Annotated in this window: 26 protein-coding genes and 3 pseudogenes; 19 read left to right on the top strand and 10 right to left on the bottom strand. The window is 38.8% G+C overall.

Annotated features, from left to right (window positions below):
• Nucleotides 1-2 precede the first annotated feature (2 nt).
• Entirely contained in the window at nt 3-113 is a 111-nt protein-coding gene (gene cydS / locus NST98_RS17325; RefSeq protein WP_016838744.1) for a cytochrome bd oxidase small subunit CydS, read from the top strand.
• Nucleotides 114-139: 26 nt separating this feature from the next.
• Here the strand turns inward: cydS and NST98_RS10660 are convergent.
• A pseudogene (locus NST98_RS10660) lies at nt 140-619 on the bottom strand (HXXEE domain-containing protein).
• A 172-nt stretch (nt 620-791) separates the two neighbouring features.
• Here NST98_RS10660 and rlmD point away from each other — a divergent pair.
• Nucleotides 792-2156 carry a 23S rRNA (uracil(1939)-C(5))-methyltransferase RlmD gene (gene rlmD, locus NST98_RS10655; protein ID WP_340715094.1) on the top strand — a complete coding sequence of 455 codons (1365 nt, stop codon included), beginning with the start codon at nt 792-794 and terminating at the stop codon, nt 2154-2156.
• 536 nt (nt 2157-2692) lie between these two features.
• On the opposite strand, the gene NST98_RS10650 is transcribed toward rlmD, so the two are convergent.
• Both NST98_RS10650 and NST98_RS10645 read right to left on the bottom strand, forming a co-directional pair.
• The gene (locus NST98_RS10650; RefSeq protein ID WP_340715093.1) at nt 2693-3397 is read right to left on the bottom strand and encodes a hypothetical protein; all 705 of its coding nucleotides are present in this window, start codon (nt 3395-3397) and stop codon (nt 2693-2695) included.
• 80 nt (nt 3398-3477) lie between these two features.
• Nucleotides 3478-3609, bottom strand: a complete 132-nt coding sequence (locus NST98_RS10645) for a hypothetical protein (protein ID WP_340715092.1) — start codon at nt 3607-3609, stop codon at nt 3478-3480.
• A 4-nt stretch (nt 3610-3613) separates the two neighbouring features.
• Here NST98_RS10645 and NST98_RS10640 point away from each other — a divergent pair, with 4 nt between their 5' ends.
• From NST98_RS10640 to NST98_RS10615, 6 genes and pseudogenes are all read left to right on the top strand, one after another.
• Nucleotides 3614-3808, top strand: a complete 195-nt coding sequence (locus NST98_RS10640) for a hypothetical protein (RefSeq protein WP_340714536.1) — start codon at nt 3614-3616, stop codon at nt 3806-3808.
• Complete coding sequence (tnpB, locus tag NST98_RS10635; protein WP_340714537.1) at nt 3805-4158, top strand: IS66 family insertion sequence element accessory protein TnpB; 354 nt, start codon at nt 3805-3807, stop codon at nt 4156-4158. Before NST98_RS10640 ends, tnpB begins: the two co-directional genes overlap by 4 nt.
• Nucleotides 4159-4235: 77 nt before the next feature.
• Complete coding sequence (tnpC, locus tag NST98_RS10630) at nt 4236-5810, top strand: IS66 family transposase (RefSeq protein WP_445684053.1); 1575 nt, start codon at nt 4236-4238, stop codon at nt 5808-5810.
• A gap of 201 nt (nt 5811-6011) precedes the next feature.
• Nucleotides 6012-7415: pseudogene (locus NST98_RS10625) on the top strand (alkaline phosphatase); the annotation flags it as partial.
• Nucleotides 7416-7442: 27 nt separating this feature from the next.
• Nucleotides 7443-7964 (top strand): S-layer homology domain-containing protein, encoded by a 522-nt coding sequence (locus tag NST98_RS10620; protein ID WP_244151156.1) that lies wholly within the window; start codon nt 7443-7445, stop codon nt 7962-7964.
• Nucleotides 7965-8098: 134 nt separating this feature from the next.
• Nucleotides 8099-8444: pseudogene (locus NST98_RS10615) on the top strand (transposase); the annotation flags it as partial.
• Between the two features lie 168 nt (nt 8445-8612).
• Here the strand turns inward: NST98_RS10615 and NST98_RS10610 are convergent.
• The 5 genes from NST98_RS10610 to NST98_RS10590 all read right to left on the bottom strand — a co-directional run bounded on the left by NST98_RS10610 (nt 8613) and on the right by NST98_RS10590 (nt 11119).
• Complete coding sequence (locus NST98_RS10610) at nt 8613-9002, bottom strand: hypothetical protein (RefSeq protein WP_340715091.1); 390 nt, start codon at nt 9000-9002, stop codon at nt 8613-8615.
• Between the two features lie 49 nt (nt 9003-9051).
• On the bottom strand, nt 9052-9966 hold the full coding sequence (locus NST98_RS10605) for a recombinase family protein (RefSeq protein ID WP_340715724.1): 915 nt from the start codon (nt 9964-9966) through the stop codon (nt 9052-9054).
• Nucleotides 9967-10088: 122 nt separating this feature from the next.
• Entirely contained in the window at nt 10089-10259 is a 171-nt protein-coding gene (locus NST98_RS10600) for a hypothetical protein (protein WP_162835916.1), read from the bottom strand.
• Between the two features lie 517 nt (nt 10260-10776).
• A complete protein-coding gene (locus tag NST98_RS10595; protein WP_340715090.1) occupies nt 10777-10998 on the bottom strand; it encodes a recombinase family protein in 222 nt (73 codons plus the stop codon).
• Nucleotides 10991-11119 carry a recombinase family protein gene (locus NST98_RS10590; protein ID WP_340715089.1) on the bottom strand — a complete coding sequence of 43 codons (129 nt, stop codon included), beginning with the start codon at nt 11117-11119 and terminating at the stop codon, nt 10991-10993. Before NST98_RS10590 ends, NST98_RS10595 begins: the two co-directional genes overlap by 8 nt.
• Nucleotides 11120-11406: 287 nt before the next feature.
• On the opposite strand from NST98_RS10590, the gene NST98_RS10585 reads away from it, so the two are divergent.
• The 4 genes from NST98_RS10585 to NST98_RS10570 all read left to right on the top strand — a co-directional run bounded on the left by NST98_RS10585 (nt 11407) and on the right by NST98_RS10570 (nt 16230).
• On the top strand, nt 11407-11994 hold the full coding sequence (locus tag NST98_RS10585) for a TetR/AcrR family transcriptional regulator (protein WP_340715088.1): 588 nt from the start codon (nt 11407-11409) through the stop codon (nt 11992-11994).
• Between the two features lie 160 nt (nt 11995-12154).
• A complete protein-coding gene (locus tag NST98_RS10580; RefSeq protein ID WP_340715087.1) occupies nt 12155-13465 on the top strand; it encodes a purine-cytosine permease family protein in 1311 nt (436 codons plus the stop codon).
• Nucleotides 13466-13582: 117 nt separating this feature from the next.
• Nucleotides 13583-14674: a DUF917 domain-containing protein gene (locus NST98_RS10575; protein ID WP_340715723.1), complete on the top strand. Its 1092-nt coding sequence runs from the start codon at nt 13583-13585 to the stop codon at nt 14672-14674.
• Nucleotides 14674-16230 (top strand): hydantoinase/oxoprolinase family protein, encoded by a 1557-nt coding sequence (locus NST98_RS10570; protein WP_340715086.1) that lies wholly within the window; start codon nt 14674-14676, stop codon nt 16228-16230. Before NST98_RS10575 ends, NST98_RS10570 begins: the two co-directional genes overlap by 1 nt.
• Before the next feature lie 420 nt (nt 16231-16650).
• Here the strand turns inward: NST98_RS10570 and NST98_RS10565 are convergent, their stop codons facing one another.
• Complete coding sequence (locus NST98_RS10565) at nt 16651-18012, bottom strand: IS4 family transposase (protein ID WP_340715722.1); 1362 nt, start codon at nt 18010-18012, stop codon at nt 16651-16653.
• A 259-nt stretch (nt 18013-18271) separates the two neighbouring features.
• On the opposite strand from NST98_RS10565, the gene NST98_RS10560 reads away from it, so the two are divergent.
• The 5 genes from NST98_RS10560 to NST98_RS10540 all read left to right on the top strand — a co-directional run bounded on the left by NST98_RS10560 (nt 18272) and on the right by NST98_RS10540 (nt 21467).
• On the top strand, nt 18272-19135 hold the full coding sequence (locus NST98_RS10560; RefSeq protein WP_340715085.1) for a MurR/RpiR family transcriptional regulator: 864 nt from the start codon (nt 18272-18274) through the stop codon (nt 19133-19135).
• Between the two features lie 20 nt (nt 19136-19155).
• Nucleotides 19156-20295, top strand: coding sequence for a M20 family metallopeptidase (locus NST98_RS10555; RefSeq protein ID WP_340715084.1), 1140 nt, complete (start codon nt 19156-19158; stop codon nt 20293-20295).
• A gap of 10 nt (nt 20296-20305) precedes the next feature.
• Entirely contained in the window at nt 20306-20569 is a 264-nt protein-coding gene (locus NST98_RS10550) for a hypothetical protein (RefSeq protein ID WP_340715083.1), read from the top strand.
• A 98-nt stretch (nt 20570-20667) separates the two neighbouring features.
• The gene (locus tag NST98_RS10545; RefSeq protein WP_311067065.1) at nt 20668-21240 is read left to right on the top strand and encodes a DJ-1/PfpI family protein; all 573 of its coding nucleotides are present in this window, start codon (nt 20668-20670) and stop codon (nt 21238-21240) included.
• Nucleotides 21241-21317: 77 nt separating this feature from the next.
• Entirely contained in the window at nt 21318-21467 is a 150-nt protein-coding gene (locus NST98_RS10540) for a hypothetical protein (protein ID WP_340715082.1), read from the top strand.
• 171 nt (nt 21468-21638) lie between these two features.
• Here the strand turns inward: NST98_RS10540 and NST98_RS10535 are convergent, their stop codons facing one another.
• The gene (locus NST98_RS10535; protein ID WP_340715081.1) at nt 21639-22769 is read right to left on the bottom strand and encodes a CdaR family transcriptional regulator; all 1131 of its coding nucleotides are present in this window, start codon (nt 22767-22769) and stop codon (nt 21639-21641) included.
• Nucleotides 22770-22903: 134 nt separating this feature from the next.
• On the opposite strand from NST98_RS10535, the gene glcD reads away from it, so the two are divergent.
• Nucleotides 22904-24316: a glycolate oxidase subunit GlcD gene (glcD, locus tag NST98_RS10530; protein WP_311067068.1), complete on the top strand. Its 1413-nt coding sequence runs from the start codon at nt 22904-22906 to the stop codon at nt 24314-24316.
• Nucleotides 24316-25632 (top strand): (Fe-S)-binding protein, encoded by a 1317-nt coding sequence (locus NST98_RS10525; protein ID WP_340715721.1) that lies wholly within the window; start codon nt 24316-24318, stop codon nt 25630-25632. The genes glcD and NST98_RS10525 overlap by 1 nt, the downstream gene beginning before the upstream one ends.
• The last annotated feature ends 34 nt before the right edge of the window (nt 25633-25666 follow it).

The following is a 25666-nucleotide window of genomic DNA, read 5'->3' as shown; positions in this document are numbered from 1 at the left end:
CCATGAATGAATTCATGATATTTGTAGCGCCGTTTTTGACGGTTCTACTTTCTCTTGTGATTGCCTTTTTCACAGCGCCACTAGATAAAGGGGTTAGGGAAGAAGAAAAATAAACTCTCGCGAAAGCTGCGAGAGTATTTTATTTTTGTTCACGGGAAGAAGCGATTCTTCCTCCCACTTTAAATAATAACGGAATCAGAGCGAGTAGAAGGCTTCCAACCGCAATAGTTGATATGATAAGCTCTTTCCAGGTAATATAATGGTTTAGGAACATTTGAACGATGATGAATAAATTGAATGGAATGTTTAGGAATAAACCAGTGATAAGCCTGGGTGCATACTTTTTCATCAAAATGGTTGTAATAAGATGCGGAAAAATCGCATTCACGATTATGGAACCTAAAAATCCGATGAAAAACCATTTTGCCAATTCTGATGCCTGATTATAAAAAAATAAAATGCGGATAAATAAGCCAGCATAGTAATGACAAACACTGCAAAATGAAATTCACTTGGGGTGACGGGTTTATGAAACTTCGAAGCTTGTTGTGACCAATTTCGGCAACCAAACGGCTTCTTCTTTGTTATGAAAGGTAATGGCAAAACAATGCGACAAGATAAAAGTCCATCTTCATCCACACGATACATATTGATAGTTCTATTTTACAAGCGGTTCGAAAAAAAGGTGAAATTTAAATATATCCATTTCCTATTTTGAGGTAGAATAATATTTGTTTGATTTTAATAAAAACTCCGTGCGACAAAGAAAAACGAAATGGAGGACGGAATGTATGACAGCACCCGTAAAGAAAAATGATCGAGTAACGGTTTATATAGAAGATTTGACCCATGATGGCCTGGGCGTGGGAAAAGTGGATGGTTATCCATTATTTATCCATGGAGCGTTGCCTCAAGAAACGGCGGAAGTGCATGTATTAAAAACGTTAAAAAGCTACGGCTTTGCCAAAATTGTAGAATTGAAAGAACCTTCACCTGACAGGGTAGACGCGCCTTGCATTTACTTTGAAAAGTGCGGTGGATGCCAATTGCAACATTTATCTTATGAAGCCCAGTTGCAATGGAAAGAAAACATGGTTCGCAATGTCATGAAACGCATTGGAAAAATTGATGCACCAGTACGACCAATCAAAGGAATGGAACACCCTTGGAATTACCGCAACAAATCGCAAATCCCTTTTGCTATGAGTGAAACAGGTCCAATTGCAGGTTTCTATAAAGCGAGAACCCATCAAATCGTTGATATGGAGCGCTGCCTCATTCAAATGAGTGAGGCGGATATCATCATGGCCAATTTGAAAAAAGAGTTGGAGAAGATCGGGATCGAGCCTTACAATGAAACGACTCATCAAGGAATGTTGCGCCATGTGATTGTGCGGACAGGAAGAGCTACTGGCGAAGTGATGGTGGTGCTCGTTACAAAAAAACGCAAATTTCCTCAGAAGGATGCGGCGGTGGAAGTGATTCGAAAGCTCATTCCGCATGTTACATCCATCGTACAAAACGTGAACAGTGAAAAAACGAATGTCATTTTAGGAAAAGAAACGATTGTGCTGTGGGGTCAGGAAACGATTGAAGATACCATCGACGACATCCGGTTTGAAATCTCTGCCCGCTCCTTTTACCAAGTAAACCCGATTCAAACGGAAGTATTATACAACCAAGCTTTGAAATATGCAGGGTTAACGGGAGAAGAAACAGTGATTGACGCCTATTGCGGCATCGGAACAATATCCTTGTTTTTAGCAAAAAAAGCAAAACAAGTGATGGGGGTTGAAATTGTAGAGGAAGCCATTGAGGACGCAAAACGCAATGCAGAGCTGAACGGTTTTACAAACACTTACTTTGAATCTGGACCTGCGGAAGAAGTAATTCCTCGTTGGTATCAGGAAGGAAAACGCGCGGATGTGCTTGTTGTCGACCCGCCGCGCAAAGGCTGCGACCAGGCATTGCTGAACACCATCATCGAATACAAACCAAATCGGGTGGTGTATGTATCCTGCAACCCTTCAACTTTAGCGCGGGACTTGCGTATTTTGGAAGACGGGGGATACAGAACGGTGGAGATTACACCGGTGGACATGTTCCCGCAGACGACACATGTGGAGTGTGTAGCGAAACTAGCCTTGAAATTGTAGAAACTGAATAAACTTGTGCGAAAATTAAAATAAAGTTTTGCGAGAAAAAAGGGAAAGGGGAAGGGAAATCCTTATTTCTCAAGCCCTTTCCCCTTTTCCATGTCAAAAGTTTATTTTTCGGTCTTTATTCTGTTTGACAACACTTTTTCGAAACCATCATAAATGCAAAACGAGCGAAAACTAAAACTATAAGTTAAAGTTAATGAGTTCTGCTGCTCAACAAACATTAAAGCAATTTAATAAAGACGAATTTTTCGAATGAAGTTATTCGCAATTCAAATACAAAAAGGCAGAACATTTCATATTCCAATGTCACCGGCTTTTAAGAAAAAGCAAGTTGTAGATGATCTATGCAAAAGAGTATGAAAGTCGGACAATTGAGAGGGAAAGTCCTCTCTTGTCTAAAGCTGATTCATTCTGACGGCAAGATGACAGGTTTTCTTGGCTAAACTTCTATAAACAAGTACACCTATTTCATTCAGCTTTCAGGCTGATCAATGAACTTCACTCTTCTTTTCAAAGTTAAAGTCGCACTATTAGAATTTTATTTCTATTATTTTTTTGCCGGCAATTTCTTTATGTTCTTTATTTAGCACTTCACTTGTCATTAGTTTGATCCATTCTAAATGATTACTCTTAGCTTTGTCTTCTTGCCCATGAACATGGTTATTTAAAGGAAATCCCATGTTGCCTATCTTCTCTTCGCTGCCGCTATACATGCCGTTTAATTCTTCAAGATAAAAATCATTTTCCCAAGTCATCTTTTCCCCTGAGCTTGTTTCTAATAAAGCGATTGGTGCGAAGTATACTTCTTCATTTGTTGTATTTTTAATCTTCATCTGCACTCTTATAAAATCAAAGTCTTCTGCTTCATGTGTAAATCCATGGAAAAAATCAATTAAGTTATATGCTGGAAGATAATGAAGTACTTTGACATCTAATATGGTTAACTCTATAGGACCGATTTTATACGTTTTGTTCACCTCTTTTATGTCTTCTAATATCAATTTTCCTTTTTCATCCCAAAACGAATCACCGGCTTTTTGTAATGACGAATCGTCTGTAACTTGAGGATTACCGCTATATTCTGTCTTTGAATACTCGGTCTTATTTGCTTCGTTTTCTCTTATTTCGCTTTGATTAGCAGCTTTTGTCCGGGTTATTTCTTCTTTTTTATCTTGATTGGCTGAACATCCAAATAACAGCATAAAACTTAAAATCAATGGAACATATTTCACCATTCGTGTTCCTCCTAAAACGAAATTTTTAAGTAGCATAAATTTATGATAATAAAGAAATATGAATTTTCTTTTAATATAAATTAAATGAATGTAAATTGGTGTAAAAATAATGGCATATCTCTTTGAAGCATTGTAAGCCCGTAATCAAATAACGCATATAATATATTTGGCACCTTCGGTACGATAGACGTATCAATTAAAGGAGGTGCCATATCTATGTCCAAAAATAAATTAACAATTGTCCCTGTTAAACTTAATCCTCTTCCAACTGAAGCTACTTCGTTTCATTCTCCACATGATGCAGCTAAACCAGGTTGCGTCATTAAAACTGCTCTCGCTGAGATTTCCTTCTTTAATGGCGTAGATGAGCACATTATTCAAACCATTATGAGGGAGTTGAAAAATCTATGAAACATGATTTTACGAGCGTAAAAAATATTTATATTATTTGCGGGAAGACCGACATGCGAAAAGGTATCGATGGTCTGGCTACGCTCATTCAAGATTCGTTTCAATTAGATCCATATGGTGATTCAATTTTTCTATTTTCAGGTTGGAGTAAGGATCGCTATAAATGTTTGTATTTCGATGGTGATGGATTTGCGATGCTTTATAAACGCTTGGATAATGGAAAATTACAATGGCCAAAAAATGAAAATGAAGTAAGAAAACTCTCTCAACAAGAACTACGTTGGTTGTTAGAAGGATTATCCCTTCAACAACCGAAGGCTATTGTAAAATCTAAAAAAGGTGTCTTTTAATCAAAACACTTTCAATGGTATAATTATCCATAGTATATATTGAACGAAATGTGGTGAATGATTTGGGCAACACTTCTATGCAACAAAAAGAACGATTGATTCAATTACTGGAACAACAATTAGCACATTCAAATAAGCAGAATAACGAATTAGCAAAGAAATTGGAGCAATCGTTGAAACAAATTGAGGTGTTAACTGAACAAGTTCGCCAATTAACAAAAGCTTTATATGGTTCTAAATCTGAAAAGTCTAAGTATCGAGCGCCTGATGGGCAAATTTCTTTATTTGAAGATGAAGATGACCCTTTTTTTAACGAATCTGAGCACACAGAAGAACAAAGCACGGAAACAATTTGTTATACCGTTACTCGTAAAAAGACAAATAAAAAGCGAAATGATTCCTTTCGTGGAGATATTGAAATAGAAGAAATTCATCATCATCCAGAAAACATAATTTGTGACTGTTGCCATGGAGAAATGGTGGAATTTAGTTCAGTCCTTGTGCGTGAAGAGGCGAAATTTATTCCAGCAACAATGAAACGGGTACAACATTTTGAACATGTATACGAATGTAAAACATGTAAAAAAGACAACTTACAAAAAGCTCAAATTAAACGTGGGAAAGCACCACAAGGTGCCATTCAAAGAAGTATTGCCGGGCCTACTGTTCTAGCGAAACTTATTTATGATAAGTTTATTCAGTACTTACCTCTCTATCGTCAGGTAAAGGAATGGGAACGTTATGGTTTACTAACGAATGATAAAAATTTATCGAATTGGGTCATTCGTGTATCTGAAGATTGGCTACAGCCCTTATATGACTTGATGAAGCAGCAGCTAATGAAAAAATCAGTGTTACACATTGATGAAACTTATTCGAAAATCATCAAACGTTCCGATGGAAAGGCTCCTCAATCAAACGCCTATAATTGGGTGTGTCGTAGCGTCCAAAGTGAAGGTCCGATTATTGTTTTATTTAAGAGTGCTCTATCTCGTGGACGAGCTATCTTAGAAGATTTAATCAAGGACTTTAAAGGAACTGTCATTTGCGATGGTTATTCAGCTTACAATCAATTGCCTAATGTGAAATTCGCCAACTGTTGGGCCCATGTACGTCGATATTGGTTAAAAGTAGACAGTAAGAATGGTCGAATAGGTGTGGAATATTGTGATCGGTTATTTCATATCGAGCGTAAAATAAAACATCTGTCACCAGAAAAACGTGTGCAAATTCGGCAAAAAGAAGCTAAACCCATCATCGACGAATTTTTTGATTGGATTGATCGCTCACCTTTCTTCGGTAAAAATGCCATTGCGAAAGCTGCGGAATATACATTGAGCCGAAAAGAAGAGTTAAAGGTGTTTCTCGATAACGGAAACGTTGCCATTGATAACAATCCAGCTGAAAATGCCATTCGTCCCAATGTGATTGGTCGAAAAAACTGGCTTTTTTCTTTTAGCGAAGCAGGTGCAAAAGCAAATGCGATTTGTTTAAGTTTAGCTGAAACAGCCAAAGCAAATGGGATTGACTTCTATCGATATTTAGTAAAGCTGATGACAGATCTTCCTAATTTACCAATTCATCAGCAACCTGAAATTTTACATGACTATCTGCCTTGGTCTGAAAATATCCAAGCCACATGTGCAAAATAGCCAGCTAACCGAAAAAATTTTCAGTTAGCTGGCCATTCGTCGTGCGTACCGAAAGGTGCGCTATTTTTATTTCGGGCTTACGAAGCATTACGTGAAGAATGAACAGTTTTTGTACAGTTGGTCAAGTTTAATTGTTATTGTATTTTCGGAAATTTTACAAATATTAATAGAAAATTCATAATCTATTAATACAATCGTTGTATGTTTATTATTGATATAAAACATTGTAAGGAGGTTTTGTATTTGGACAAGAAGAAGTTTTTTAGAGGATTAACGGCGTTCACGTTAGCTTCTAGTTTAGGAGTCAGCAGCTTAGTAACGAATCATGATGTTGTCAAAGCTGAGACAAAACCGAAGCAAGTTAAAAATATCATCTTTATGATAGGGGACGGAATGGGGGTTTCTTACCTAACAGCACATCGTTATATGAAAGATAACCCTGATACATTTGTTGTCGAAAATACAACATTTGATGACTACTTAATTGGTATGCAATCTACAAATCCAGAAGATGAACATCAAAATATCACGGACTCTGCTTCTGCAGCAACAGCGATGTCAGCCGGTATTAAAACGTATAATGCGGCTATCGCGGTTGATAATGATAAGACGGAAGTAAAAACGGTATTGGAAGCAGCAAAGGAAAAAGGAATGTCGACAGGTCTTGTAGCGACATCAGAAATTACGCACGCAACACCGGCTGCTTACGGTGCCCATGATGTGAACCGAAAGAACATGAATGCGATTGCGGATGACTACTATGACGAATTAATCAATGGCCAACATAAGATTGATGTCATGTTAGGCGGAGGACTTAAGAACTTCATTCGTGAAGATCGGAGTTTAGTCGAAGAATTTAAAAAAGATGGATACAGTTTTGTGACAAATAAAGATGAATTGTTAAAAGACAATAACGAACGTATTTTAGGATTGTTCGCTGAAGGCGGTCTTCCTAAACGCATTGACCGTACTGAAGAAACTCCGGATCTAGAAGAAATGACAAGAGAAGCGATTGAACGTTTAAGTAAAAACGAAAATGGTTTCTTCTTAATGGTTGAAGGAAGCCAAATTGACTGGGCTGGACATGATAATGACATTGTAGCGGCAATGTCTGAAATGGAAGATTTCGAACAAGCTTTTAAAGTAGCTCTTGATTTTGCGAAAAAAGACGGTGAAACCTTAGTCGTATTAACAGCAGACCATTCTACAGGGGGATTCTCATTAGGAGCTAATGGTATTTATAACTGGTTCCCAGAGCCAATCAAAGCAGCGAAAAGAACACCTGATTTTATGGCAGAAAAAATCGTCAATGGTGCAAATGTGAGAGAAACATTAAAGAAATATATTGCTCTTGATTTAACGGAAGAAGAAATTAAATCCGTAGAAGACGCTGCGCAAACGAAAGACCTTAGAACAATTGATGATGCGATTGAAGCAATTTTTAATACCCGTTCTGTTACTGGTTGGACAACAGGCGGTCATACTGGAGAAGATGTAGCGGTTTATGGATACGGACCGCAAATTGAACGTTTTGCTGGTAAAATTGACAACACTGATCATGCGAAAATTATTTTTGACATTTTAGAAAATAAAAAAGTGAATAAACCAAAAACAGGACAAACTCCTGCCGATATGAAAGAGGGTCAATTTGCTTATAATGAAATTCAACATTTAATCAGTCAAAATGTCATTTCTCTAGATGATAAAGGAAACTACTATCCAAACAAAGCGATTACACGCGCTGAGGCAGCTGTTATGTTGCAGCGTGCATTAAATCTTGAGATTCCAACTGATTTAAACGCTTTTAAAGATGTGAATGAAAATCATCCATATGCTAAAGAAATTGCTGCAACAAAAGCAAAAGGCATTTTTAAGGGAAAAGCAGATGGAACATTTGGTGTTAATGATGTATTAACCCGTGAACAAATGGCGACTATTTTAGTTCGTGCGTTTTCTTTAAAAGCTCAAAACCATGTTCAAGTAAAATTATCTGATTTAAAATCCGCTTCGCCTGCTCATCAAGAAAATATAAAAATCCTTTATCAAAATGGGGTAACAACTGGTAGAAAAGGTGGAATGTTTGATCCACGTTCTAAAACGACACGAGCTGAATTTGCAGTGTTCTTATATCGTGCGTTAAATTTAAATAATTAAGGTACATGATAGATTATAGAAGAAAGCCTGAAAACCTTAGTTCCACTACACATATAGGGAACTAAGGTTTTTATTTGGTTATATGTAAATTATTAGGTGTTGGATATGAAGTGTACTTCTTTTATGTTAGGCCCATCCTCCGGCGTTTTCGCTATTTTCAGCGAGCTTGCGGGCTTCGGGAAGTCCCTCCTCGTTTTTCCGCGCGGCGAAGTGGTTGAGAACAGGGATTTCCTGTTTTTCGCGCACAGCTGCTCAAAGATTTAGAAGTACGGTATCCCCAAATTGTGTGGATCCGACAGCACGGAACTTCGAAGTAGTTTTTACGATTCGCAAGCAAAATGAGGAGCGGCCACCCGATACCACTGGTTTAAAGGATATAAGCTCCATCTCTTCACCACTGCCGAGGGAATCATTTTATCTCCTGTGTTGACCACAGCGAATCGGAATGATGCGGCAGTAGCACCAGAATTGCTTGTTTCAGGATATAGTTCTAAAGAAATAACATCTTGAACACGGGTATTAAGAAAACAGCAAACACTATCCACTTCTGAATAATTGTTCTTACTGTATAGTCAACACACGTTGAGTGCGTTTCGCAGATAGTTTTAAAATAAAAAAATGAGGCAAGATAAGGTTTCTCTCTTGCCTCTATGCAATTTTTGGTGTGGCAAACCGGTAATGAATTATTGGTGTACCGTCCTCTTTTTCCTCGATTCGATTAATCAGTCGATGAAGAATATCCTCGGTTAATTCATCGAAATTTAGGAATTGAAGTAATTCCTTTTTGAGCTTTTCAATCGTTTCGATTACATCCTCGCTTTCCATCAATGAAAGAAGTTCATTTTTCTGTTCCATTAATTCAGTTAAATCCTTGTTCGTTGCTTCAATACTCTCTTGATATTCTTCATTGGTAATGATTCCGTCAGCTAACAGGTTGATGAATTTCCTTTTTCGATTTTTTAAAACATCCATCTGTTTGTTAATCTTATTGATTTTCTTTTGAGAATCCGATTTTGTACTTTTCGATTTTCTCTCCATCTTCTTTAAATATTGCTCTTTGTCAATTTGATGAATTAAGGATTTTATGTCATTTAGAATTGTTTCTTTTAAAAAATCCTCTTTTATTGTGTGGGCGGTACAAGCTTTTTTTTCCATGACGCGCATAAGCCCCACAAATGTATCCGTCTCGATTGCTTCGGAACCACATACCTGTACCACAATCGGCACAAAAGAGGACATTAGTAAAAAGATGTATCTTGGGTGCTGTAATATATTTTCTTCTCTGCTCTAATTGATTTTGGACAGCATCAAACGTTTCCCTAGATATAATTGGCTCATGTGCATTTTTGATAATAAACTGTTCTTCTTTAGGAACGTTTTTTCTTCTTTTACTTGTTACACTTACTGTCGTTGTTCTTCCTTGAACAAGATCCCCAACGTAATGGGGATTTGTCAAGATGCATCTAATTGTAGAATCATGCCACTTATCTCCTGCGTTTGCTTTTCCAGCTATTTGAGCAGGGGTTGGAACTCCCTCGTTATATAGCCGTCTTGCAATACTTTGTCGTCCGTTTCCTTCCAAATATTCTTTAAAAATTCGTCTAACAATATTTGGTGTTTCATCATTTCGGATATACAATTTTCCATCTCTTACTTCATACCCATATGGAGGGTTTGATCCTTTAAAAAGTCCATTTTTTGCTCGAGTTTTTAATGTCTCTTTCACACGATTACTCGTGTTTTGAGATTCTTGTTCGTACATCCATGCATAAAGGCCAAACATATGAGTGTTCTCTGTTAATGTATTGATCGCATTATCTAATGTAATAATGTGAATCCCTTGGTTTTCACATAAGTTTTTGATTTTATAGGATAACTCTCCATTTCGGGCAAGACGTGATAACTCTTTGGCAAGAATGATATCGAACTTCTTATCCTGAGCATCTTCAATCAGTTTTTGAAGTTCTTCTCGTTTTGCCGTCGTCCCGCTCTCAACGTCAATATAAAATTTGTAAATATCCTAACCTTTTTCCGCTATATAATTATAAAACAGTTCTTGCTGATATTTTAAGGAATCTTTTTGTTCTTCTTTATCGGTAGAAACACGAACATAAACTGCACATCTCATTTTGAATCATACTCCTTCTCGTCTTTTTGAGATGTAGCAGTGTTTACCTTACTAGCATTATTGACGAGTTCTTCAATTTTATGATCAATAATGGAATTTATAACATCCATGAAAGTGAGCGAAGTATCTGCAAAAATTCGCTCAACGGTGTTTTCTGATCTATTCATGATTTATCGCTCTCCCTTTTATAATTTTTCAATATAAAAAAATCCGCAGAATTACATAACCAACAATGTGAATGGTTACGTAACCTCTGCGGTTCTCGCTTTTTTTCGGGTTACATTATTTATTTGACTTTGACAAATATTCTTCAATACGACGTTTATATGAATTTCTTTTTCCGTTGAAACTATCCTTTTTATACTCAATTAAAAAATTGGTTAATAGTGAATTCAAAATCTGTGAATATCTTATTGTTGATCCATTCGTTCTTGTATAGATAACTATTTTCATATTTTCTAGTTTGTTAATCATTGTACTTCTCCTTTCATTTATTGAATCCGCAGAAAATTTCAGCTAAGTATTCGCTTATGCTACATAGCTTCTGCGGTTTCTTTTTTTATAGGATTATTTAATCGTTTGATTAACTGTGTGTTTTGATAGAATGTTTCGTTTTATCCCGGCTTTAATTAACCCACTTCTTTTCTCGATTTGTTCGAAAAACAAACTGCAAATATTTAATAATTAATCTTTATCGTTTTGAATGGTATTAATCCGATTATCAACTGTTACGATATGGACTTTGTTCGTATTACGAAGATTTCCATTTTCCGATAATAGTTCAGTACTTCTTAAAATTCTTGAAGGATCTGTTGCAACGATAATATCAAACTTACCTTGACGGGCATCTTCAATCATTAATTTTAAATTTTTATTTTTACCAAACCCAGAATCAATATCAGACATAAACGTATGTGAGTTTCCAACCTTTTTCCAAGACAAAATCCTTAATTAGCTCTTTTTGCATTCTCAATTTTTCATCTGCATGGTTTTTATTCGAAGTTCGAACATAAGCTACACATTGCATTATATAAACCTCTCCTTTGTTTTTTTGTGATTTCTGTTTTGCATAAAGCATTGTATCTTCGTTTTTTCATATTTGAAGAGAAAAAGGAATTTTTTTTCTTAGACGGAATAAATCAAAAAAATATTTAAAAAATTCGTAAGCGGAACCAATGTTTATGTACCAGTATTGGTTCCGCTTTTTTAGAATAAAGAAAAAATTTTATGAAATGAAAATTATCAAATAATTTATTGACAAATCAAATTAGCTGCATATATAATCGTACCTAACAATCGTTAGGTGGTGATATATTGCATACAAAATTAATCGATGCAGCCATAAAGCTATATGCGATTCACGGATATCACGGCGCCACAATGCGGAAAATCGCGGATGAAGTTGGCATTAAGCCGGCGTCCATTTATTTTTTCTACAAAAATAAGGAAGAATTGTTTATGGCTGCATTTAAACAGCTTCTGGATAACCATTTCCGGAAGATGGAGAGCATCGTTAAAGAAAATCAGGACAGGCCTGTTGAAGAGATTTTCGTTGCGATGATTCACGGAATCGTAGCTCACCACAAAAGGGATATGGAGGGAACGGATGCGTATATTTCCCTCGTCACCGCGCCGATGAAAGAAATTTCCAGCCATCTCTTTCAGCATATGCAGCGTTACAATCAGTGGCTGTCCGAGTCGCTGGAATCCTTGTTGCGAAAAAGCTATCCGAACATTACAGCTGCTGAAATTGACCGGATCATTAAACAGTTTGTGCTGATCGGCAACGGCGTTTTTTGGGGAATCAAGCTGTATAAGGATGATGCTTTTGAGGAGCAAGTAACCCTTGCCATTCAAATCATCCGGGCGTTGTTTGATGAGCTGGACGAAAAGTATGCATAACCACCACGAAAGAAAATTTTTAACAATATATTTCTGAAAAAAGCTGATAATGGGATTTTTATTAAATTTCAAGAAAATTTCGTCATTCAACATGCGGGTTTTACGATTTTTGAAATCCCTCATGTTTAAGTTCCGAATCACGAAATTGGGGGGAAAACTTATGCAAAAGAAAGTAAATATTGGGGATGACTATTCGCTGACAAGGGTGCCGATGTCGGCAAGGCAATCCCTTTGGAGCATAACAATTATACGGGTCGGGGCGCTGGCAACGATTTCCCAGTTTATACTGGGGGCGTCCCTTGGATACGGAATGACCTTCTGGGAAGCCTTTTGGGCAACGATGCTCGGCAGTGTCATTTTACAGGTTATCAGTTTTCTGTTAGGTTATGCCGGTGCGAGAGAAGGACTTTCGACGAGTCTATTGTCCCGGTATACCGGCTTTGGCCGATACGGGTCAAGCATTATCGGCGGGGTCATCGCCATTTCCTGTGTCGGCTGGTTTGGCGTCCAAAACTCAGTATTTGCGGAAGGAATTGTCCAGTCCACCGGAGGAAAACTTCCGCTTGCCACTGCGGCGGTCATTACAGGTTTGAGTGTCACCGTGCTTGTTATTTTTGGCTTTAAATTATTAAGTATTACCGCGACGATTACCGTCCCGCTCTTTCTATTGGCGGTCGGCTACGGCTTTTTCGATGTGTTGAGCGAACATTCCATTGGCCAATTGATTTCTGCTGCACCGGCCGGGGAGGCGTTGTCCATGGGCGCAGCGGCAACGATGGTTGCTGGCGGATTTATCATTGGTGCGGTCATTACTCCGGACTTTAGCCGGTTTGCGAAAAGCGGCAAAGACGTATTTTGGATGGCGACCATCGGGGTGCTTGTCGGCGAACTGGGAATTAATATGATTGCGGTACTCCTCGCCCTTGCTGCGAGAACGAATGACGTTGTCAGCATTATGGTGCAAACTTCCGGCTGGTTTGGAGCCTTGGTCGTGATTCTATCGACGGTTAAAATTAATAACTTGAACCTTTATTCCTCTTCATTAGGTTTTACAAATATTTTTGACTCGATGTTTAACATCAAATTAAATCGCGGCATGGTTACATTGGTCATCGGCGTCATAGGAACGGTGTTGTCGGTAATGGGAATTCTAGATCACTTTGTTGCCTTTCTGACATTCCTTGGCGTACTCGTTCCGCCGATTGCGGGAATTATCGTGGTCGAATACTTTATCTTAAAAACGTACCGGAAAGAACTGGACGAAACAAGGGAAAAGGGAACGTTGCCGGAAAATATCGGAAAAATGCATCCGATTACGCTGATTGCCTGGGCGGCCGGATTTGCCTCCGGTTACGTCATCACCATCGGCATTCCTTCGCTGAATTCCTTGATCATCAGCGGTGTCGTGTACTATATCGGCGCATTGGTCGTCAAAAAGGCAAAAAGCGATGTAGCTGGGGATGCAGTATAAAAATTAGGGGATTTCCGCTCCATGACCGCCTAAAATCTTGGAGCGGTTTCTCCTTAATCGTTACAGGAAGGGAAGCGTATAGGTACAACAATTCGTATGCAGGAGGTAATGGATGAAATGAGAAAAATAGGGAAACAAGAGATAGAAGATATTGCCGTAGGAGCCGCATTGCTGGGCACCGGCGGCGGCGGAGACCCTTACATCGGAAAATTAATGGCGCTGCAGGCGATCGAAGAATTTGGGCCGGTCACTGTGTTAGACCCGGAGGAAGTTCCCGACGATGCCCTGCTCGTTCCGTCTTCGATGATGGGGGCGCCGACAGTTATGCTTGAAAAAGTGCCGAACGGGGAAGAGGCGATTGTCGCCTTTAAGCAGCTGGAAGAATATGTAGGAGAAAAAATTTATGCCACGTTTCCGATTGAAGCCGGCGGATTAAACTCGATGCTGCCTTTCGTCCTCGCCGCCAGATTAGGGCTTCCGGTCGTTGATGCGGACGGCATGGGACGTGCATTCCCGGAACTGCAAATGGTTACCTTCTACCTGGACGGCATTTCCGCTACGCCGGCTGTCATTGCCGACGAAAAAGGAAATACCGCATTGCTGTCGACGATCGATAACGTATGGACGGAACGAATTGCCCGGGCGGCAACGATACAAATGGGCGGGTCCGTTATGAACGCTATGTATTCGATGCGCGGAAAAGATATTAAAGCAAGCGGCATTCCAAACATTTTACAGCTGGAAGAAGAAATCGGAAAAACGATTCGCCTAGCGAAGGAGAATAATGCCAATGCCATCGAAGAGGTGCTGAAGACGGTGGGCGGCTTTGAATTATTCCGCGGAAAAGTAACCGATATTGACCGGAAAACGGAAACAGGCTTTGCGAGAGGCGTTGCCACCTTTGAAGGCATGGACAAATATAAGGATGAAACATTAAAGCTCCGGTTCCAAAACGAACATCTCATTGCCCAGACGGAAAAACAGCTGCTTTGTGTCACACCGGACTTGATTGCTGTCCTTGACGCAGAGACAGGGCTGCCGATTACGACGGAAGGAATCCGTTATGGGGCAAGATGTGTTGTCATCGGCATCCCGTGTCATCCGAAATGGCGGACGAAGAAGGGAATCGAAACCGTCGGGCCGAGATATTTTGGCTATGATGTAGATTATGTTCCGGTGGAAGAACTGGTGAAAGGAGCGGCGAAATAATGGGAACTTATCGTATCGGAATTGATGTAGGCGGAACCCATACAGACGCAGTTTTATTAGACGAAAATAATGAAATTGTTTCAGAAACGAAAGCATCCACAACGCCGGATGTTACAACGGGCATTTATAATGCGATGCATAAAGTAATCACTGAAGCCAATGTCGACCGGGAAAACATCCGCTATGCCATGCTCGGGACAACCCATTGCACCAATGCGATTGTGGAGCGAAAAGGACTGAACAATGTAGCCGTCGTCCGGATTGGCGCACCGGCTACGTTAGCGGTGAAGCCATTGACCGGCGTTCCGGAAGATTTGAAGGAAGCGCTAGGCAAATACGTCTATCTCGTGCGCGGCGGACATGAATTTGACGGCCGGGAAATCGCAGCGTTAGATGAAGCCCATCTATATGAGATTGCCAATGAAGTAAAAGGCAAAGTCGATTCGATTGCGATTACATCCGTATTTTCTCCGGTGTCGCGGGTTCATGAAGAACGGGCCCGGGATATTTTCGCCGAAGTATTAGGCCCGGACGTCGCAATTTCCTTATCTTCAGAAATCGGTTCGGTCGGCCTGCTGGAAAGAGAAAACGCGACCATCCTGAATGCTTCCGTTGTGAATGTGGCAAAAACCGCTGCGGACGGGTTTATTCAGGCGCTGAAAAATGAAGGAATTAACGCAAACGTCTTTTTCGGGCAAAATGACGGAACGTTAATGTCCGTTGATTACGCCGTGAAATATCCGATTTTTACCGTCGCTTGCGGACCGACAAACTCCCTGCGCGGCGCCTCCTACTTAGCAGATTTAACCGATGCAATTGTCGTTGACGTAGGCGGAACAACATCGGATGTGGGGATTTTAGTAAATTCCTTCCCGCGGGAATCTTCCTTAGAGGTGGAAATCGGCGGAGCCCGCACGAACTTCCGCATGCCGGACTTAGTTTCCATCGGTCTAGGCGGCGGGACAATAATTCGCATGAAAGATAATGGGGATTTCACCATTGGGCCGGACAGTGTCGGCTACCGTCTGCCGGAAAAAGCGCTGATTTTTGGCGGAGATACCCTTACAGCAACAGACGTTGCCGTTGCTCTCGGGAAAGCAGAGCTCGGCGATCCAGCCAAAGTGGCTCATTTGGACCGGGCGCTATTGGAACGGGTCTATGCCAAAATGGTAGAGATGGTAGAAGAAGCGATCGATAAGATGAAAACGAGCGCTGATCCGATTCCAGTTATTCTCGTCGGCGGCGGAAGCATTCTCCTGCCGACGGAATTAGAGGGGGCTTCCGAAGTTATCCGTCCGGAGCATTCGGGAGTTGCCAATGCCATCGGTTCGGCTATCTCCCAAGTGAGCGGTCAAATTGAAAAAATTTATCTGCTCGATGAGGTCGGCCGGGAAAATGCATTGGAAGCGGCGAAGGAAGAAGCGAAGGAAGAAGCGGTGACCGCAGGAGCAAATAAAGACAGCTTGGTGATTGTTGATATTGAAGACGTTCCGCTCGCATACTTGCCGGGAAATGCGACGAGAATCCGCGTAAAAGTGGCAGGAGAACTGCGTTAAGTTTTTTATAAAGTTCTGTAATTATTTCTTATATAAGTTGTAAAAAAATTGTTCCTGTCATCAAACTTATGACGTTACTCTAAATAGGTAAAATATTTATAATGAAACTGTTTGGCTGGTTTGAGTTCGGTTTTTGTATCGGGCTTAAACCAGCCTATTTTTGTTATATTCGCTCTAGTAATTTATGTAGCCATTAATTAATTTCATAAAAGACAGTAACGGTTAGCTAAAGTACATTTTTTTTTCGTAATCCCAATAATATCCATCGATGCATTATTAGTACTTGTAGCTTTTAGACATACATTGAAAATTATTTGTTTTAACCAATTTACGGTATTGTTTGAGGTGATAAAAAACAAACCGATTATTTAGAAAAATAAAAAAAAAGAACTTGTCTAAATATTTTATTTAATATATAACTCAACTTTCGCACACAGAAATTGTCAGACTTCTCTTGATGTAATTGGGTAAAGACGCAATCCATTCTTGTACTTTACTTTTAAATAATTCCATGTTCAAACAAACATTAGCTTCTGCTAATGTTTGGAAGATCGCTAATAATTGATTCAATGCACTCTCTAGATTCATATCTTTTACATCTTCACATAATAGAAAAAAGAGATTTCCAATCGTTTTAGGATCGTTGTTTTGTCTACGCTCCCACTCTAAGAGTATAAAGCGAGTAAACACAATCGTTGTATGACTAATCAACAGATCATACGAACGACCTTGAAATTCTTTTGCTAGGTTAAGCAATGATTTGGTACACTTGAAAAATGTTTCGATGTCCCAGCGCATCCCGTAAATACGCACAATTTCTTCATCTGAAAGTGTGGTATCTGTACTCAAAATGGCTAACCATTCACTCTTTTTATTGCGGTTACGCACGAATACAATCTTGACTTGTCGTCCTTTTGCAAGATGAACATGGATCGAACCGAGTAGGTCTTTCTTTTCCATGGTACGCTTTGCTTTTTTAAAGAGTTCATCCAGAGTATGGGCTTCACCATCTATGAAATAACGTTGTTTTAGCTGCTTGACCATACCAATGACAAATAAACCTTTATCCGTGATTTTTTCAATCAAAGGCTCATGCGTAAACCAAGTATCCATTAACACATAATCAGCTGTAATTCCTGCATTTAAGGCATGATCCAATAAAGCAGAGACAACGCTTGGCTTATCTTGTTGTGCTTCAAGACGACGCTTGTAGCCGGAAGTGCGTTTATCAATGGATTCATCGACCCCGTTAAGTTGATTTTCCTTTTTCGCTGAACTCAATAAAGCAAAGTCTACAGGTAGAAAAGAATATCCATCAGACCAACCAAGAGTAAGCAACTGAAACCCCTTATAGAATCGTTTCTCTGTATGATCAAATACTCGTGAAAGAAGTTCAACAGACTTGCTTCGGTTGCGTGAAAAGAGTGAATCATCAACAATAAACACCTTCACTCTGTTGTTTGATGTAAGCTTTTTTATACGTCCAGTAAGATCTTGACATAAGGAAAGTAAAAAAGTTCGCCAAGCATAAGTAGATGAATTTAGAAAACGGTAGATCGTATCTTTTTTAGGTAAGTCCACGGCTTTCTTACTTTGAAGTGCTTGAAACCAATTTTTATATTGGAAAACAAGCAAAAAAATAAGACGGAAAATAGATAAGCATGAATAACCAAATCCCTTAGTAATTCTCGCTTTTCTCAAATGTTTGCCTATATTTAATTCAGAAAATCTTCGTTCAAGTTCTTTTGGTAGTTGTGCAAAAGTATCTTTTTTCGTTATCATAATGGTGACACCTTCTTTGGTATTTGGTTTGTTCACCATAATTTTACCAAAAGATAGGTGTCTTTTTCTTTTAAAAAAATAAAATCAATAAAAAACAAGAGAAATAATGAAAGACGATATAAAACAGTCATATCAAGAGTTGCAATAAGATATTACTCTGCGAAAGTTGAGTATATAATTTCATACAACTAAGAATGATATAATTCTCTATTTATATAAAATGTAGCAAAAAATTCACCATATAAAAGAGGTGGTACATATGAAGACAGAAAAGAAAATCGAACAGTTAATTGCCGGAAAATTCAGGGAATTATCTCCCGGACAGCGGAGAGTTGCAGAATATTTAACCGACAGTCCGATAGAGTTTTGCATGTCTACAGTTGCCCAAATTGCCAAAAAAGTAAATTTAAGTGAAACAACGGTTATCCGTCTTTCCTATAGCCTGGGTTTTGACAGTTTTTCGCAAATGCAGCGAAAATTGCAAAAAGAATTTTTGGAAACTTCCGGTAAGGAAAACGTTTCACATGAAGAAACAGCGCAAGAAGATCCGGTGGATACAATGTTAGAAAAAATTGTTCTGCGGGAAACGAAGATTATTCAAGAAATGTTGAAAAAGATGGATAAAAGAGCGTTTCACCAAGCTATCGATTTATTAATGACGGCTGATTTTGTAAAAATCGGTGGATTCCTTGCCTCGCATTCTTCCGCAAGCTGGTTTTATTTAAAAATGTCCATGATGCGGGATAATGTGATGCTTTTGTCAAGAGAGCATCATCCTTTTAGCAGCTTTATCATGGAAAACGGTAGAGAAACGGTTGTCTTCCTCGTTTCCATGCCTAGTTATGCAACAGAAACACTACAAATCGCCCAAATTGCAAAGGAACAGGGTGCAACCTTGATTGTCTTGACTGATCGCCGATTATCACCGGTTGGCCGCCTTGCAGATATCTGCCTAACCACTGATATTGAGGTTTATTCTAAAGGGATGATTTCTATTGCTTCCGTAATGACCTATCTGAATTTAATTACAGCTGGAATTGAAGTGAAATACAGTGAAGAAGTTTCTCAACGATTAAAGAATCAGATGGATTTCTTTTCGAAGCTAAATCTTGTCATTGAATAGAATTTTGGGAGGTTAATTTGTTGGAGCAAATTGTAGTACATTTGGAAAAACAAACAGAAGAAATGTGTAATTATTTGCAAGAACTTGTAGAAATGGAATCGCCCTCTATGAATAAGCAGCTTGTTGATCAAGTTGCGGAATGGCTGGCGAAAAACTTTCAAAATTTAACTGGAGGAAGTGCAGAAATAATCCAGGATAATACATTTGGAAACCATGTTAAATGTCAATGGGGGAGCGGGGAAAAGCAAATTTTAGTCTTAGGTCATATGGATACGGTTTGGCCTGAGGGAACGATTGAAACAATGCCCTTCCGGATAAAAGATGATAAAGTATTTGGCCCGGGAGTATTTGATATGAAGGGAGGGCTAATACAAGGTCTGTTTGCACTGAAAGCCTTAAAGGAACTGGAGATTACCTTAAATAAAAAAGTAGTCTTTCTTATCGATTCGGATGAGGAAATTGGGAATCCTTCTTCAAGGGCAATCATTGAAAAGGAAGCGAAAAAAAGTGATGCCGTTTTTGTTCTTGAGCCTGCTATTGGTAAAAAAGGAAGTCTAAAAACTTCGCGCAAAGGTGTTGGCATTTTTCATCTGGAAGTCACAGGGATTGCTGCCCACGCCGGAATTGAACCGCAAAAAGGCGTCAGTGCGATAGAAGAGCTCGCACATCAAATTATTAAAATTCAATCGATGAATGATTTAGAAAAGGGAACGACTTTTAATGTGGGAACAATTTCAGGTGGCAGTACGATTAATGTTGTTCCGGAGAAGGCGTACGCGGAAGTGGATGTTCGTGTGAAGACGAAATCTGAAATGGAAAAAGCTATTGCCTCACTTCAGAAATTAAAGCCGGTGTTAAAAGGAACTTCCGTTTCAATAACAGGGGGTGCCAACCGTATGTCTCTAGAACGAACAGAAGAAGTTGCTGCATTGTTTCGAAAGGCAAAACAATTGGCAGGCCAATATTTACATATTGAATTAACTGAGAGAGGAACGGGAGGAGGAAGCGATGGTAATTTGACGGCTCCATTTGCCCCTACCTTGGATGGATTAGGTGCGGTTGGTGATGGAGCCCATGCTAATCATGAGCACCTTCTCGTCAACCATATGCCAAAACGAAGTGCGCTTTTGGCAATGCTGCTTGCAATATGTGGGAAGTAAGGAGTGAGAAATGGAGTTTATGATAAAACGAGATAAAGTAGAATTATTGAACCAAGTAAACCAGGAAAAATTAATGGAAGAAGGGAGGCTGTTAAGAGAAAAATATTTGGAGAAGAAAAAAGTATTCCATCACTCAAGTGCATTTGCCATAACAACTCCAGAAGGGAAACGATTGACTGAAGAAGAGTTTTCAGATTACTTGAAAGGCGCCAAGCTGACAAGGTTGAGCATGGAGTTTAATGCGCATTATTGCCGGGGACTGTTGGAGGCATGATATAATTTGTCTGCTGATTATGAAGACAGTTTGGCAAAATGATTCATAATTTTTACAGCGTACAAATAATTTCATAATAAAAGGAAAGGTGATGTAAGATGAGTAAAAATGTTCTTATTATTACTGGCGATGCTGCTGAAGCATTAGAAGTGTTTTATCCTTATTATCGTTGTATTGAAGAAAATATTAATTGTACAATTGCCTCACCTGTTAAAAAGAAGCTCCAGACGGTTGTCCATGATTTCCTTCCTGAAATGGAGACTTTTACAGAAAAATGGGCATATAAAATCGAATCTCATGCATCAGTAGATGAGATTAATCCTGCCGACTATGATGGATTAATTATCCCAGGAGGGCGTGCGCCTGAATATATTCGTATGAATCCAAAGGTTCAGGAAATTACTGCTCACTTTTTAAAAGAAAATAAACCTCTTGGGGTGATCTGTCATGGACAATTAGTCTTAACAACTGTAAGAGAATATATCAAAGGAAGAGAGATGACAGCTTACACTGCTTGTAGACCAGAAGTGGAAGCAGCAGGCGCTACTTATGTGGAAAAAATGCTTCATGTGGATGGGAACATTGTATCGGGCCACGCTTGGCCGGATTTACCGGGATTCATGAGAGAATTCTTTAAATTGTTGAATGTAAGAGAAAAGTCTGCTGTTTAAAACATAAAAGGGCTGATGTATTTGAAAATGCAACCCGAATATCGGATACTTAAAAAAAGTTCGATATTCGGGATTTTTTGTTTCATCAGGAAAAATACGTTTATCATCGAATCCAAGATGTAAGCGGAGGAAATCCAATGAGGATGATTTTGAGTGACGTTCAAATGAGACAGTTAGTGAAAATCATTGGAATGTCAAACATGTGTCCAGACGTTCTCCACATTTAGAGCAGTTCTTAATTACTTGTCTAAAAGGAAATTGCCCATTGAAAGACACTATGGACTTAAATACTTGGTGTATGGCAGTAATCCCAAATTTTTCCTGACGGTCGTCTCCCCGAACAACATTTGCCGATTGTCTTTTTTCATTCACTCCCGTTTCGATCAAATTATACGGACTTAACGGTTTAAAGAATTTAATAACAGTAACGATATATAAAATATGACAATTCCTTCTGTTGTTTTAGGGTTAATTCCTGTCAGCTCTTCGATTTTATTTAAACGGTAGTGCAGTGTATTAATATGGATATTCATTTCCTCTGCCGTTCTTTTGATCGATTGATTATTGTTCATATAGTGTTGTAACGTTTCGATTAGAATTTGATCTTTTTCCATCATATGAATGGTTTGCTTCAAAAAATCCTTTTGCATCTCTGTTGGGATATCATCCAAGATGATTTCTAATATAAGATCCTCATAAAATACGATGCCTTTATTTTTTCGCGCTACCTTTAATGCTTTTTGTGCTTCTTTAAAAGATTTATTGATCATGTGTTTGCAAGCTGTTTTTCCTATGCCAATAGCTAAAGTGCTTTTGTATCTGTTTTCGATTCTTTTTTTAAAATCGTTTAACTGACTGTAAAAATAATTTTGTTTATAAGAAGCATCCATCTTTTTTAATACTAAAAAGCGCTCTTGCCCCCATCGAACAATAAAATGTTTTTCTTTCCCGAAGATAGAATAAAACAATTCTATGATTTCTTTTTGAATTCGATGAATATCGTAATTATTTAATGTGTGTATCTCCAATTCCATGAGTGTGCAAACATGAGTGTCATACACAGGAATGCCTAACATAAACCCGCGCTCTAAAAAATCTTTATCCACAGATGAAGCATTGATCCATTCATAAAGATACGATTCTATTCCTCTTATTTCCCATTCGTTTCTTTCAGTATAATATGCTTCTTGTATAATGAGCTCTGTCATTCTTCTAATTAAGTCCGCATAAGGCTCCACTTGTTTCGGTTCGCCAGTTATTCCGATCACTCCAATTACCTTCTTATGAAACATAATGGGCATATTGATTCCTGCTTTGACGCCTTTCAGCACTTGTGCTTTGATTTGATCAATGTAAAGCTTTTGTTTGGACTTAATAACAATCGTAGCTCCTTCATGAAAAGAGCCGATCCGACTCTCATCAGTGGAGGATATGATGATCCCATTAATATCAACTAATATAATATCCTCTTTGACTACGTCCTGAACCTCTGAAATAATTTTAGCAGCCAGCTTTGGGGATAATTGCAACTCGTATCACCACCCTTTTGGTTAAAAAGACAATAAAAAAGGCATTTTTGGTATGTTAATTATATCATCATACATAGATAATATGACTCTCATTCTTTATAATAAAACGAAAAGAATAAAAGTGAGGGGTTTGAATGATTGCTCCTGATATAAAGAGGGAATTCATAAATATTGTAGGAGAAGAAAATTTTGAAGATTCGGAAGTTGAAAGGTTAGTATATTCGTATGATGCGACTCCAAATTTTCAATCGATTCCGGATGCGGTCGTTTCGCCTAGAAATACAGAGGAAGTATCTAAAATATTGCAATTATGTAATAAAAATAAAATACCGATTGTTCCGCGGGGCTCTGGTACGAACTTATGCGCCGGCACTTGTCCTGTTGAAGGAGGAATCGTTCTTCTATTTAAACATATGAACAAAATTTTAGAGATCGATGAGGAAAACTTAACCGTCACATGTCAACCGGGAGTTATCACACTTGATTTAATCCATGCGGTGGAACAAAAAGGTTTGTTTTATCCACCAGACCCAAGCTCAATGAAAATATCTACAATTGGGGGAAATATTAACGAAAATTCTGGAGGATTAAGAGGACTGAAATATGGAGTAACTCGTGATTATGTGCTGGGGCTAGAGGCGGTTCTTCCTAATGGGGAAATTGTTCGAACAGGAGGAAAGCTAGCGAAAGATGTGGCAGGGTATGATTTAACGCGCTTATTTATAGGTTCTGAAGGAACGTTAGGAGTGATTACAGAAGCGACATTAAAGCTGATCCCACTGCCTGAATCAAAAAAGACAATGCTTGCTTTATTTCAAGATTTAGAAGCTGCTGCGCGTTCCGTATCGAAAATTATTGCCAATAAAGTAATTCCGGCAACTTTAGAGTTTTTAGATCAGCCGACGCTAAAAGTAGTGGAGGACTATTCACAAATCGGACTGCCAACAGACGTTCAAGCCGTATTACTGATTGAACAAGATGGAACGCCTGAAAATGTGAGTAAAGATATGAAGGTCATGGAAGAAATATGCAGGAGTGAAAACGCCGTATCTGTACAAATTGCCCAGTCAGAAGAAGAAGCTGAAGCTTTACGAACAGCGAGACGCACCGCTTTGTCCGCCTTAGCCAGACTAGCACCAACTACCATTTTAGAAGATGCGACTGTTCCAAGATCAGAAATTGCCAAAATGGTCAAAGCCATTAATGAAATAGCCGCAAAACATAACGTAAAAATATGCACGTTTGGTCATGCGGGAGACGGAAACCTTCATCCTACCTGCACGACAGATATTCGGAAGAAAGATGAGATGGAACGGGTGGAAAAAGCTTTTGCTGAAATATTTGCAAAGGCCATTGAACTGGGAGGAACAATTACTGGAGAACATGGAGTAGGAGCCATGAAAGCGCCTTATTTAGAATGGAAGCTGGGGAAATCTGGCATCGATGTGATGAAGTCGATCAAAGCTGCATTGGATCCAAACAATATTATGAATCCTGGGAAATTATTTGCAAAGGATACACGAAAACGAGTGGTGATCTCAAAATGATGACAGAATCAGAAAAGCAAAATATCCAAAGAGATTTCAAGGAACGCATGGACGAAGATGAGCTGTTAAATTGTATGAGATGCGGTTTTTGTTTGCCATCTTGCCCAACTTACATTGTGTCTGGATATAAAGAAAGCCAATCACCAAGAGGAAGAATTGCCTTAATGAAGGCAGTTTATGATGGGGTCCTTCAACCGGATGATGAATTTGAAAAGTCTTTAAACTTGTGTTTAGGATGTCGTGCGTGTGAGCCGGTTTGTCCATCAGGTGTGAATTATGGACATTTATTAGAAGAAGCAAGAGACATAATTAACCAAAATAAAAAGCATTCTTTACCTGTGCGGGCAGTTCGAAATGTGGTTTTTAAACAACTATTTCCTAAAAAAAGTAATTTAATCAACATAACTAGCTTAGTTGGATTTTATCAAAAATCTGGACTTCAAAAAGCGGCACGTAAAATAGGATTTATGAAACTGTTTCCAGATCATCTCCGGGAAATGGAAAAAATATTGCCTGATGTTCCTGAGAGAAAGACACTGAAACAGCGATCTGAATATTTCCCGCCAAAAGGAGAGAAAAAAGCAACTGTTGCTTTCTTTTCCGGATGTTTAATGGACACGTTGTTTCTCGAAACAAATCATGCAACCATTCAATTATTGCAAAAAGCCGGGTGTGAAATTGTTATTCCTAAAACACAAGCATGCTGTGGAGCTTTGCACGGTCATAGCGGAGAAAAAGAACTAGCGAAAGAATTAGCAAAACAAAATATTGAAGCGTTTGGAAAAAACGAAGTAGATTATATTATAACAAACGCAGGTGGCTGCGGCGCTTTCTTGATTGAATATGATCACTTATTAAAAGATGATCCGCAATGGTCAGAGCGCGCTGAAAAATTTGTTGCAAAAATAAAAGACATTACGTCCATTTTATATGAGCTTGATTTTCACAAACAATTTCGCCTTTCACTTCCTGAACAAGTCGTCACATATCAAGATTCCTGTCACCTGAGAAACGTCATGAAAACGTCAAAAGCTCCTAGAGAATTGCTTCGTTCAATTAAAGGAGTAACATTCACAGAAATGGAAAATGCCGATAACTGCTGTGGCTCTGCAGGCATTTATAACATTGTCGAACCGAAAACATCCATGGAAATTTTAGATCAGAAAATGGAAAAAATGAAAAAAACCAGTGCCACTACAATAGTAACAGCTAATCCAGGATGCTTCATGCAAATGAAGCTAGGAATTGAAAGAGAAGGATTAAAGGATGTAAAAGCTGTTCATATTGTGGATCTATTGTTAGAAGCAGCGAAATAACGAACAAGCACTTTAGTTGAAGTAATTTTGAAAC

It is taken from the genome of Ureibacillus sp. FSL W8-0352 (genome assembly GCF_038004345.1).
In the GTDB taxonomy this organism is placed as follows: Bacteria; Bacillota; Bacilli; order Bacillales_A; family Planococcaceae; genus Ureibacillus; species Ureibacillus thermosphaericus.
The sequence above is the reverse complement of the archived record's forward strand: the minus strand, read 5'-3'. Positions and strand labels throughout refer to the sequence as shown.